Consider the following 11,492-nt stretch of genomic DNA (forward strand, 5'->3'; position numbering starts at 1 on the left):
GGCGCTGCGACAAAAATCGATGACGCAAAGTAATATTTGAGGAATACTCCCGCCGTCGGCGGCCGGCATCCGCTGAAAAACCCTGAAGAGGCACCGCACTTTATATGACTCGCACTCTATCTACAATAAGAAAACCAATGAAAAACTTATGAAAAACTTGGCGACGATGGACATGGACGGGATCCGATGCACACCGTCACCATGCCATCACTCCGTATTCTCAGGAGCAACATCAACAGACATGGCATCGCGCAGACGGTCAGCGTCGGTGTCGGCCAGGGTCAGGTGCCGGCGCGCCTCTTCCAGACTGACAAGCCGGTAACTGGCCGTCGCAGTGGCCATCGTCGCACCATCAAGGTCGAGGATCTCGGCCGCAGCATGGGTGAGGCCGACTCCGGTCTGCTCCACCCGCGACGGTCGCATCCGGGCTACGCAGTCATACGTCCTCCCGACGAACAAAGGTGAGACGTAACGCACCTTCATCGCCGTGGTGAACGCGGTGAGACCCGCCTGGAGCACGATCAGGTTGCCCATGATCTCATCACAGACCACTCCGACCAGGCCACCGTGCACGACCCCGGGGTACGACTCATGTGCCCGCCCGAAGGTGAAGCGGGCCTGCAAGCCCTCGGGATGGGTCCGGAACTGCAGCTGAAGGCCCTGATCATTGTGCGGCGAACACCCGAAACACCGGTAGTCCGACAGCACCGACCAGGGAACCTCGACCGGGCCGCCCGGACGCTCCCCACCGGGCGTCGCGTCGACGGCGTGCACAGTGGTATCGGCGGTCGGCATCCTGAGATCTCCCTCGCCCGGCCTGGTCTCGTCGACCTGGACTCCCTTTTTCTAGACGAATCCGCGGCGCGGGGCATCGATAATCACCCGACCCGATCACACGATCAGGCTCGTCAATCACGCTGGGATTCTGACCGCGGCACCGCCGTCGCTCCCGCCCGACGGCGGACCAGTAGCCGGCGGCGGAACATGACGACCGCGGCAATCACCCAGACCACGCCCAACACGATCATGAGGTTGCGCTCGTAGGCCAGCGGGTCGACCGAGGGGTTGTCGGGTTTGCGGCCATACCCCCGCCACAGGGGCAACGACACCAACGCGACCGAGCCACTGACGATCAACGCTGCCTGTATCACGGCCCGGTACGGTGCCGGGACCAGCTTCGTCAGCACGAGACCGATCACGGCCAGCGCCGGGACCAGCAGGGCGTCGTGGACGGCGATGGCCACCAGCCCCCAACCGAGCGCGTACGGCGGATTGGCCGCAAGGTGCGCGTCCAACGCCCCGAACACCCCGACGCCAACCATGGCAATGCCACCGCCGACCAGCAGGACACGGAGCCCCAGCACCGCCGCACGCCATGCCGGTGCCCGGCGCCCGGCGGACTCACTCATACCATCACCACCCGGTGCACCCATTTGGTCTGCAGGACACCCGGTCGGTTCGGGGCGATCAAGCGGACCGGATAGCCGTGGTCAAGCGCCAGCGGCTCGCCTCGGAGCCCGGTGGCCAGCAGGGTGAGCGAGTCCCGGGCGTGCGGTGGACGCACCTCGCTCGTGCTGTAGAGGCTGCCGCTCTCCAGCGACTCGACCCGCACCGTGGCGTCGTGCGGAATGCCGGCCCGATCCAGTAGCTGCGGCAGCGCAACCCCCGACCAGGTGGCATCCGCGCTCCACCCCTCGACGCAGGTGATCGGCAGATGGGACGTGGCCTGGGGAAACGCGGCCAGGTCGGCCAGGCTCAACCGCAGCGGCCGGGGGCCGACGACCTCCAGGCGGTATCCGGGGTCGCGCGCCACGGTGGCGACCCCGGCCGCGGCTGCGGTGCGGTTGACCGGCAGGTTCTGTGGTCCGACCGTCGGCTTGCGTGGGGCCAGCAGATCCAGCTCTGACAGACCGGGCACCGCCTGACCGACGGTGACCACCGTGATCACTCCAGCGGCCGCACCGACCGCTCCGACGAAGCCGCGTCGGGACAACCCGTCACCGTCGGGTTCCGGCGAGCTGGTCCGCACCGGTGCGCCGCCCGGTTCGAGATCGCCGCCGTCACGATTGACACCTGCGAGGTCGACGTCTTCGAGGGCAATGTCTTCGAGGGCAACACCTTCGACGGCGACGCCGTGGACCCTGCCGCGTCCGACGTTGACGCGCACCACCGTCAGCTTCGCCGCCACGTGCACGAGCAGCGCGCCGATCGTCACCCACGCGGCCCAGTAGTGGGCGACCGTGAAGAAGAAATGGAACGGGTACCACTGGGCGATGTTCGCGATCCCGGTGGAGAGCTGGAACAGCGCACCGCCGATGAGCACGATGATCGAAATCCGCTCCAACGCGTGTGCGACCGTGCGGACCGGCGGCCACTCCCACAGCCGCGGGTAGACCGTCCACAGTTTCGCCAGCAGCAGCGGTACGCTCGCCAACCCGGTCGCCACGTGCAGGCCCTGGGTGAACCGGTAGAACCACACCGGCCGGGACGGCCACGAGAACCACGACGTCGGATGTTGCATGAAATGGGAGACCAGACCGGTGGCAAAGCACGTCCCGAAGGCGATACCGAGCCAGATCCCGAGCAGCGCGGCCACCCGCGGGTCATGCAACCGGCTGGTGAACCGGCCCTCGCGCAGCGGTCCACGCCGCAGGGTCTCCGGCGGCGATGGCAGCGGGCGGGTGAGGGGGTTCATATCTCCAACGTAGGACCGCCGGCCGCCACCAGACACCCGCAACGGATTACAGGACGAGGACGGCGCCAGCCCGCGCCCTCCGGTGTGCCGCAACGGCCTGGTTCGCCCCTCACCCGGTGCGCCCTCACGGATGCGGCGTGGAATCCGCCAGCTGCGGCCGGATCTGGTCGACCACGACCAGGGCGATGAGCCCGACGGTGAGCACAATCAGCACGAGCAGGCCGGAGAGGTGGGCGGCGAGCGGCACAGCCGCGAGCAACACCACCACCGCGGCCACCTGCGGCCAGCTCGGTCGGCGGCCGATACGGGCCGCGCACGCCATCAGGCCGAGGAGATAGAGTGCCGGACCGCCGAGCGTCACCAGAGCACCGGCCGTGTGCAGTTCGCCGCCGGGATGCACGATCACCAGCTCGACGCCGACCGCCGTCAACACGATCCCGGCGATGATGGGGAGATGCAGGTAGGTGTAGACGTCTCGGCCGATCTGGCCCGACTCGTCCGCCGCACTCCGGCTGATCCGCCGGGCGACCGATGCGGCGATCTGGCCGAAGTACAGCCACCACAGGGCGGTCGACGTCAGAAAGGCGACCCCGAGCGTGACGACGACCGGGCCGCGCAGCCCCGCACCGGAGGCGGTAACCCCGGCCAGCACGATGCTCTCGCCGAGCGCGATGATCACGAAAAGCTGGAAGCGCTCGGCGAAGTGGCTGCCCTCGACCTCCCACTGGCTCATCGGGGTGGCACCGGCGCGGGGCACCCAGTACTGGGCCAGCGGCGCCGCCAGATCGAGCCCCAGCGCGGCGACCCAGAGCAGCCAACGCGGCTCACCGGACAGTATCCCGCCGACCACCCACAGCGGGGCCGAAAGGACACTCCAGGCAAGAATCTGCCGGAAGTTCTCGTTGAACGCCCCCGGCGGGGTCACCCACACGACGAATGCGTTCCGACCGATCTGCAACGCCACGTAACTGGCCGCGAAGAGCAGCGCGAGGTCGACGGCGCCTTCGGGGATCGCCACGGCCATCAGGAAGCTGGCCAGCATCACGTAGATCAGGACGAGTCGAACCGGCACCGTCTCCGGGTCGAACCAGTTGGCCATCCAGGTCGTGTAGTTCCAGGCCCAGTAGACGGCGACGAGGAAGAAGGCCGCCTGCACCGCGCCGATCCAGCTCAGATCCGCCAGCAGGTGGTGGGATATCTGGGTGACGGCGAAGACGTAGACGAGGTCGAAGTACAACTCAAAGAAGGTCGCGCGCTGTTCCCCGCCACCCCGGCCGCGGATGAAGGGAATATCCGGAATGACGGAACGTGTTCGCCCCACTGCTTCAGGCTGCATGGCCGTACCCGTACCTGGACCCATACCCGAGCATAAGGCGCCGCCGCCTGAACAACACTGACGAGGATGGTCTGGATGCCAGCGCATGGAAGCCGACGCCACAGTCGGCCTGAGTCGGCCGGATGGCCCACGTCCGTCGCCGTCGCGATCGCGGTTGCGGTGGTGATCGCGGTCGTCCTCGGCGGGTGCAGCGGCGGTGCCGACCGGGGCCGCCGGGCCACGGGGGGCGTGCCTGGCGGGGCCAGCGCCGGGACGAGCGCCGGGGCGAGCGCCGGGTTTGACGTCCGGGCCGAGAACGCGAAGCCCGGTGCCGACTGCGGCCTGGCCCGTCTCGGCTACAACCACGCGGTGGAGGGCTGGCTCGACCATGCCAGCATCCGGACCGGGGACGAACTGCACCTGTTCGCGTCCACGACCGCGGCCACGCTCAAGGCCTCCGTCTTCCGGATCGGCTGGTACGGCGGACGAACCTGCCGCCTGGTCACCGAGGTCGGCCCACTACCCGGCCGGGTGCAGGCCCCCGCCGCTCGCGACCCGAAAACCAGCACCGTGAGCACGTCCTGGATGCCGACCACGGCATTCGACACGAGCAGCTGGCCGCCTGGCGCGTATCTGATGCGCCTGGACGACTCCGACGGTTTCCAGACCTACGTTCCGTTGACCGTCCGCAACCCGACGACAGCAGGACGGGTGGTGATGCTCGCGGCGGTGACAACCTGGCAGGCATACAACGCGTGGGGTGGCTACAGCCTTTACCACGGCCCGAAGGGATTCGCCGACCGGGCCCGGGTCGTCTCGTTCGACCGACCGTACGACTATGGCGACGGCGCCGCGGACTTCACCGGCAACGAAGCCCCGGTCATCATCCTCGCCGAGAAACTCGGGCTGCCCGTCGCCTATGCAACGGATATCGACCTCCACGGCGATCCAGCGTTGTTGGACGGCGCCCGCGCGGTCGTTTCCATGGGGCATGACGAGTACTATTCGCCCGCGATGCGGGACGCGTTGACGCGGGCCCGTGAGCGCGGGGTGAATCTGGCTTTCCTGGGCGCGAACGCGGTGTTCCGACGAATTCGGCTGGGACCGACCGCGTTCGGGCCGGACCGGCTGGAAACCGGTTACAAGGTCGCGGCCGAGGACCCGTTGAACGGCGTCGACGACGCCGCCGTGACCGCGAACTGGCCGTCTCCGCCGAATGCGAGACCGGAGAGCTCGCTCACCGGTGGCATGTACCAGTGCAATCCGGTACATGCCGACCTCGTGGTCCGCGACCCCGGACACTGGCTGTTCGCCGGAACCGGGTTGAGCGCGGGCAGCCGTATTCCGGGAATGATCGGATCCGAGTACGACCGGGTCGACCTCACCTATCCGACACCGTCGCGGATCGAGGTCCTCGCACATTCACCGGTGCTCTGTCATGGCCGGCCCGACCATTCCGACGTCAGTTACTACACCGCCGACTCGGGCGCGGGAGTGTTCGACGCCGGTACCAGCGCGTGGGTATGCGGCGTAACCGATGTGTGCGGGTCCGGCGCGGCCGGACCCGTAGTACAGAACTTCGTCACCACCGTCACCACCACGATGCTGACCACATTCGCGCAGGGCCCGGCCGGGCAACGACATCCCGGCGCCCGATCCGTGCCGGGTGACGACACCGGCGGCGGCGGGAATCCGGGCGGCGAACGGTAGCCCGGCAAGCATCCGCAGGACGCAAGCCGGTGGCCTGCCGTGTCCGTCCGGCAAGCGCCCGACAACTCACAGCCCGTTGATCCGCTTCGGAAGCATCGGATCCGATGACCGGGTCATCACAGCCGAACAGGGCCAGAAGTAACAGGTGCCATATCGCCCCACTTCGTGTCCAGCAGGGACATGAGCGGGGCGCAGATCGCGAGACGCAAGCCTTCTCGTTGCGGCGGGATGCGTGGGTGCATCAGCGTGACCAGCCGGATTCCGTGTAGTACTCGGGCGTCTGGTAGGCGGCCAACGCCGTACCCAGCGATGCGGGCATGGGTTCGGGCAGGTGATCGAGGCTGAACCAGCCCAGGTGATCATACAGCCGGCGGTCTGCGATCACGGGTAAGCCCCGGAAACGGCGGACCTCGAAGTACAGGCCAACACGGTTGCCGGCCGGATCGTGATCGTGCTGGACACCGGCCAGCCAGGTGAACGCCGGGTCCGCAACAACGACAACCTGTTCGCTCGCGATCCGGTAGACGGCTGCGGTCGCTGATTCAGACGCCTGGAGCGGGGACGTCGGGAGCACCCAACATCCGTGAGCAGTCTGTCGTGTGAACAGAATCTGCCGGTCCCAGCGGGCCATCACATGGACGTCGACTTGGAATCGGGGAACCTCGACATTGCCCGGAGGACTCTGCGGCGCGGTCACGATAGTCATGGTGCGGCCCTTGTCAGTGGGTAGTAGGTATGCCGGCAACGGTTCGCCGTGCTGTCGACAGCGGTCGTTTTGCCCGAACCTGTGCATCCCACCCCCGGCAGCGTGGCCCTGGAAACGGGGATCGTCAGGGATGGGCAGGTCCCGTGCCCCGACGGAATGTTCAGGGGAAACGAGACCGTCGAAGGGTCATGGCAAATTCAAGGTCAGCTCCTCAGTCCTGCTCGTGCTGCTCCGGATCCATGGGCAGATAACATCAGGAAGGCAGGTCACCGAACAAGCCGACCGACTGATCATCCAGTACCGTGGCGTCTCGAGATGTATCTTTTTGGCCGACCCGTTAGCGGCGTATGAGCCCAACCGATAGCACTATGGGTCGGGCTGATAGAGCGTTGCGGCAGTGACCCGACGAACGCCCGTGTGGTGTTGCTCCTCGATATCGCCCGTCGTGCCATCTACACTTCGGTCCGTCACACGGTTTTCCATGTCCACTCTCTTCCCGCTCTGCCCCGGGGGTATCGAAGCCATGTCCAGCGACCGACCCGACCCCATGTTGTTGGCCCTACCGGATCACCTCTGGGACAGGCCCGAGATCCAAACTGCCCTGGAAGCCGTGGACTTCAAGATGCTGTTCACCGTGGCGAAACGTTATGGCTGGACACAGACTGCGATCGGCACACGATGCCGGATGGGACAGTCCGAGGTAAACGAGATCATCCATGGGCGACGCCGAGTCACTGACTACCGCCTGGTCAGGCGCATCGCGGACGGCCTTGCGATGCCCGATCGGGCACGCCGACGGCTTGGGCTCGCCGCTGCCGTCCCGGAACAGCAGTCAGTCTCATCGGGTAGCCGTGCGTTACCCCTGTCCGTACACTCGCGAACCGCACATCTTCCCCCACGGAGGGACGTCACACCGGCTTACCCTGGTTACCGGGTCCCCCCACCCGGAGCATCCCGCGTGGACCACCGGTCAGAAGGGCAGATCATTATGGCTGCGGATGAGACGTTCCGGTTCATCATCGCGGCTGAGCGTGCCACGGCAGACCTCGAGATCGTGGACCTGCTTCACAGCGACGTAAGACGGCTCGCTGCCGCGTACCCCACCGAGGCGACAGCCCTAGTGGGTCAACTCCTGAGCGCGCAGCGGGCCGCGTTCCGACTGCTCGACGGTCCAGGCGCGCCCGACCAAGTCCGTGATCTCTACTTTCTTGCTGCTGTCACGTGCGGCCTTCTTGCCCGAGCCGGAGTCGATCTCTCGCAGCCGCAGACCGCGCAGATCTACGCGCGTGCCGCTTTTCTGTGTGCAGATCGCGCCGCGCATCCCGGCCTGCGTACCTGGATCAGGATTGAACAGGCGCGTGTCGCCTACTGGTCAGGCTCGCCGCACGAAGCACTTCACTATCTTTCGGCGGCTGCCGGTGATGCGGCAAGCGTGAGAGGCAGCATGCCAGCGCACCTTGCCGTTCAAGAGGCGCGTGCCTATGCGGCAATCGGTGACGCGGATTCAGCGCGGAGCGCTCTTGTCCGTGCTTCCGATGCGCGCGACAACGCACGCAGTGACGATCTAGACGAGATCGGTGGCGAACTCACGTTCCCGGTTGCGGTTCAGCTGTTTGTCGGAGCCGACGCACTTTCCCTGCTGTCCGACCATTCCGAAGCGGAACGCGCGGCGCAGGATGCCGTATCCGCATTTGAGGCTCCGGACGCACGCGGCGCAAGTTATGGTAGCAAAGCTGGCGCGAGAATCGATCTCGCTCTGGCTCGCGCTCGACAAGGCGAGATTGAAGGGACACGCGAGGCGCTACAGCCTGTATTCGATATCGCTCCCGAACGACGAAACCACGGCATGCGTACGCTCCTGCAACGGGTTCACGGCGCTCTTGTCGCTCCGGGATACCTCGGTTCGGCAAACGCTCGGCACGTTGCCGCGGAAATTGAGGCTTGCTACACACCTATCATTCAAATAAAATTACCCGAATAGCATAAATTTGCTTCTTTGTCCGGACTACTAATGGGAAATGTGGCTACTGAACCAGAAAAAACGCATCCTCGCAGGTCAGCGGAGGTACGGGAGTCCAGCTACTTAGTAGCGGTACTCTTCGAGTAGTCATATTGAGCGTAACCGTGATCAGAGGAAATCGCACGAATGATCCCTAGACCGTCACTCGTGGCCAACGTAGATTCTCCGGTGGTACGTACACAAGCCATAATCGATCTTAGATCGGAGAATTACGAGGATGTGCTCGACTGTGTCGAGCGATCGTTGGATGTACAACTTGATCGGACTACAGCAATACGGAAAAGACGGTCTATCGGCCTTCGCTCCGACCGTGACACATGGATTCGCATCGAGGTACGTCCGCTTGCGAAGATTACTGGACAAGGGTGGAACGGCGTGGAGTGCGCGTCGATAGTACGCGGAATCGCCAAACCAGAATGGTACCGAAGTGTCTCGTGGAATGACACGCTGCAAGGCGCAATGTGGCGAGCCGATGAAACCGAACTGGTTAGGGCAGCTCCGGTTAAGCCGGGGGGCATTCTTGCTGTCTACCCAGAGCTGCCCGAATCATGGTGGACGACGTTCAATGCCTCACTGACTGCACTTGCCGAACACACCACTACCCGTGTTGCAACACCCCATACTGCCCCCATGACACAGAATCGCCTTACGTCCATCATCGACAGTGTATTCCCTGGAGGAGTTGATACAGCTATCAATGAATGGACCGCCTCGCATGCGGATCTGAACTGGGCCAACATTACGGCTCCAGACTGCTACCTGCTCGATTGGGAAGATTGGGGTATGGCACCGCGTGGTTTGGATGCAGCTAACTTGTGGATGAATTCTCTCGCGGTTGCCGATCTGGCTGATCGAATCCGCAGCGAACGTCAAGTCGACCTGGATAGCAGATCGGGTAAACTTTCCCAACTCTTTTTCTGCTGCGAGATCATGACTGCTCCTGTCGACTATTCTGGGCCGCTCCTGGAGCCAGCGAGACGGGCAGCGGCTAAGCTAATCGACGATCTCCGTTCGTAACAGATTTAGTCCGTAGAAGCTGCCGGTAGCGGGTGATTATTGCCTCGTCAATATCGAGGGCAGTTGCATTGATAAGGTCGCGTAGGTGATCAACACTACTCGTGCTTACAGCAATACGACCGACGTGGGGTAGGTCGTAGGCCACACGAAATGCGGCCTGGACTCTGAGGCACTCCTGCCCTGGGGTGAGGAAAATCCGTGTGTTCACGGTATCCCAAATTGGATTCGTCGTACTGCCACCAAATGGGTTCATGCCCCATCGCGTGTCGACTCCGAGGCCGAAACGTACGCATATCTGCTCGCTGGCATCCAGAACGTTTGACTCGGCGAGGAGACCAACGCGCATCATCAGGGCACCCGGGATCGGAATCATGTCAGTAGAAAAACGATCAAGGACCCTGAGCAAGGATCGAGTGTCCCATGATGCGATGCCCCACGAGCGACACAACCCCGTGGTGACCGCTTCGTCCAGGACAACGCAGGCTGCCGTTAAACGGTCTCGTCCTGCGTCAGGCGAAAGGCCGATAAGGGATCGTTCGGGGTTATGCAGGAACACGACCTCGGGCGTATCGGCTAGATCCTCAACCGATTTCTCTATGGCATCACTGAGCCGACCGGGGTCAAGGGAGTGTTCGGTACGCCGGAAACCCGGAAAAAACCCGACCTTCGTCGATACTGTAAACTCCGACAACAGGTCATTCGCTATACACGCCAAAGTTCGGTGGGATGTGAATCCCAGATAGTTGTAACCTGTATCCAGCGATCGAACCCCAAGATTCAGAGCTGCTTCAAGAAATTCTCGTGCATGGCTAGACCTGTATAACCCGAGGACAATTCGGGTGTCACCTCGGCGCATATCCCCTCCTGAAGCAGAACGTTAGCCAGGCGAGCCGCGTCAATTCCTGTCGTCGAGGACACGTAGTTGAGGTCTGCGGGGAGACCGGACAGGAGGATTCTTAGAGCAGGCAAGGATTCCATACGAAAAGTGATTTTTTTACCTGCGGCTCGGATAACGATTACGTCACTGTCTGTGTCAAAGACAGGCTTGAACTCGGTCACGCATACGACGATAGATACTGGCCCAAAAATACCCCATGTTGCGAGATGACGGGACGGTAAATGCTCCTGCTCGCGAGCAATGAGAAAATTTGAAGGGGAAAATGATGCGAGGAGATGTGACGCGGCCTCGGCGAGCGCTCGTGCTTGGTCCTGGTGTCCTTCGCCTGCCCCCCACCGGTCCAGGTCCTGACGAAACAGCTCCTCTTGACGAGAGTGATCAGCAAGCCATGCTAACCAGTCCACACCGGTTCGTTTTACCAACCCAAATGTCACATGTAGGCTAAATCCCTTGCCTCTGCCCGATCGGGTGGCCTGGTGCCAGTGGCCACGGGGAATGTACAGTACGTCGCCGGTTTGCAGCGTTCCGGACCAGATTATCTGGTCACTTGGTTTGAGATTCGGCGCGGTGTCGCGGTACATCGGCGCCGCACGGGAAGGACTACGGATCTCCCAATCCTTATCTCCTGCGAGTTGAACGACTATGACATCGTGATCATCCCAGTGTAGCGCGAAACCGACTGTCTCCTGTGTTGTAAGATAAGCGTTGACTTGCACTGCCTCATGTGACCACCATTGTAGGGCACGGCATGCGATCTCCATGGTGGGGTCGAATTGATTCAGCGCGTCCAGTACGAGCGTGCATCCTGACCGAATTAGGTTGCCAAGGCGTTCCATGTTCACCATAGGGACGGCCTGTCCTCGGCGAGTCGTCGGCAAACTTAGATAGGAGTTTGGGTGTAGCTCTGAGCCGTTCTGGAAACACCGTAGCTGTGGCGGGAGCACACTGCGACGCATGACCAGATCAAGCAGTCGCATCGGAGTAAGAATGCGGCCGCATAAATCATGATCGGTCAGGGCTCCTCGTGTGAAGCAACGGCCTAACCCGTTTATGTCGGACCAGCCAAGGGCCTTCTCTATGCCACGGATAAGCCGATGATCCACGTCGAATCCTTCGTAAGAATACGACAAG

10 protein-coding genes and 1 pseudogene are annotated in these 11,492 nt (G+C 63.2%); 4 read left to right on the forward strand and 7 right to left on the reverse strand.

Going from position 1 to position 11,492, the window contains the following annotated elements:
* Nucleotides 1-207: 207 nt before the first annotated feature.
* The 4 genes from U9980_RS07335 to U9980_RS07350 all read right to left on the reverse strand — a co-directional run bounded on the left by U9980_RS07335 (nt 208) and on the right by U9980_RS07350 (nt 4,031).
* Nucleotides 208-795, reverse strand: a complete 588-nt coding sequence (locus tag U9980_RS07335; protein ID WP_322767242.1) for a hotdog domain-containing protein — start codon at nt 793-795, stop codon at nt 208-210.
* A 113-nt stretch (nt 796-908) separates the two neighbouring features.
* Nucleotides 909-1,409, reverse strand: a complete 501-nt coding sequence (locus tag U9980_RS07340) for a hypothetical protein (RefSeq protein ID WP_322767243.1) — start codon at nt 1,407-1,409, stop codon at nt 909-911.
* Complete coding sequence (locus tag U9980_RS07345; RefSeq protein WP_322767244.1) at nt 1,406-2,695, reverse strand: molybdopterin-dependent oxidoreductase; 1,290 nt, start codon at nt 2,693-2,695, stop codon at nt 1,406-1,408. The genes U9980_RS07340 and U9980_RS07345 overlap by 4 nt, the downstream gene beginning before the upstream one ends.
* Nucleotides 2,696-2,819: 124 nt before the next feature.
* A complete protein-coding gene (locus tag U9980_RS07350) occupies nt 2,820-4,031 on the reverse strand; it encodes a low temperature requirement protein A (RefSeq protein ID WP_322767245.1) in 1,212 nt (403 codons plus the stop codon).
* Between the two features lie 162 nt (nt 4,032-4,193).
* Between U9980_RS07350 and U9980_RS07355 the strand changes: the two genes are divergently transcribed.
* Nucleotides 4,194-5,720 carry a N,N-dimethylformamidase beta subunit family domain-containing protein gene (locus U9980_RS07355; RefSeq protein ID WP_322767246.1) on the forward strand — a complete coding sequence of 509 codons (1,527 nt, stop codon included), beginning with the start codon at nt 4,194-4,196 and terminating at the stop codon, nt 5,718-5,720.
* Between the two features lie 241 nt (nt 5,721-5,961).
* Here U9980_RS07355 and U9980_RS07360 read toward each other — a convergent pair whose 3' ends face one another.
* Nucleotides 5,962-6,426: an NUDIX domain-containing protein gene (locus U9980_RS07360; protein ID WP_322767247.1), complete on the reverse strand. Its 465-nt coding sequence runs from the start codon at nt 6,424-6,426 to the stop codon at nt 5,962-5,964.
* A 622-nt stretch (nt 6,427-7,048) separates the two neighbouring features.
* On the opposite strand from U9980_RS07360, the pseudogene U9980_RS28470 reads away from it, so the two are divergent.
* The 3 genes and pseudogenes from U9980_RS28470 to U9980_RS07370 all read left to right on the forward strand — a co-directional run.
* A pseudogene (locus tag U9980_RS28470) lies at nt 7,049-7,216 on the forward strand (helix-turn-helix domain-containing protein); the annotation flags it as partial.
* A gap of 198 nt (nt 7,217-7,414) precedes the next feature.
* Nucleotides 7,415-8,407 carry a hypothetical protein gene (locus tag U9980_RS07365; protein ID WP_322767248.1) on the forward strand — a complete coding sequence of 331 codons (993 nt, stop codon included), beginning with the start codon at nt 7,415-7,417 and terminating at the stop codon, nt 8,405-8,407.
* A gap of 165 nt (nt 8,408-8,572) precedes the next feature.
* Nucleotides 8,573-9,463 carry a hypothetical protein gene (locus U9980_RS07370; RefSeq protein ID WP_416210178.1) on the forward strand — a complete coding sequence of 297 codons (891 nt, stop codon included), beginning with the start codon at nt 8,573-8,575 and terminating at the stop codon, nt 9,461-9,463.
* Here the strand turns inward: U9980_RS07370 and U9980_RS28475 are convergent.
* Entirely contained in the window at nt 9,435-10,319 is an 885-nt protein-coding gene (locus U9980_RS28475) for an aldo/keto reductase (RefSeq protein WP_416210179.1), read from the reverse strand. The two genes, U9980_RS07370 and U9980_RS28475, sit on opposite strands and share 29 nt — an antisense overlap.
* Nucleotides 10,241-11,464: a JmjC domain-containing protein gene (locus tag U9980_RS07375; RefSeq protein WP_416210180.1), complete on the reverse strand. Its 1,224-nt coding sequence runs from the start codon at nt 11,462-11,464 to the stop codon at nt 10,241-10,243. The genes U9980_RS28475 and U9980_RS07375 overlap by 79 nt, the downstream gene beginning before the upstream one ends.
* Nucleotides 11,465-11,492: the final 28 nt, after the last annotated feature.

The sequence above is a fragment of the Protofrankia sp. Cr1 genome (genome assembly GCF_963555865.1).
In the GTDB taxonomy this organism is placed as follows: Bacteria; Actinomycetota; Actinomycetes; order Frankiales; family Frankiaceae; genus Protofrankia.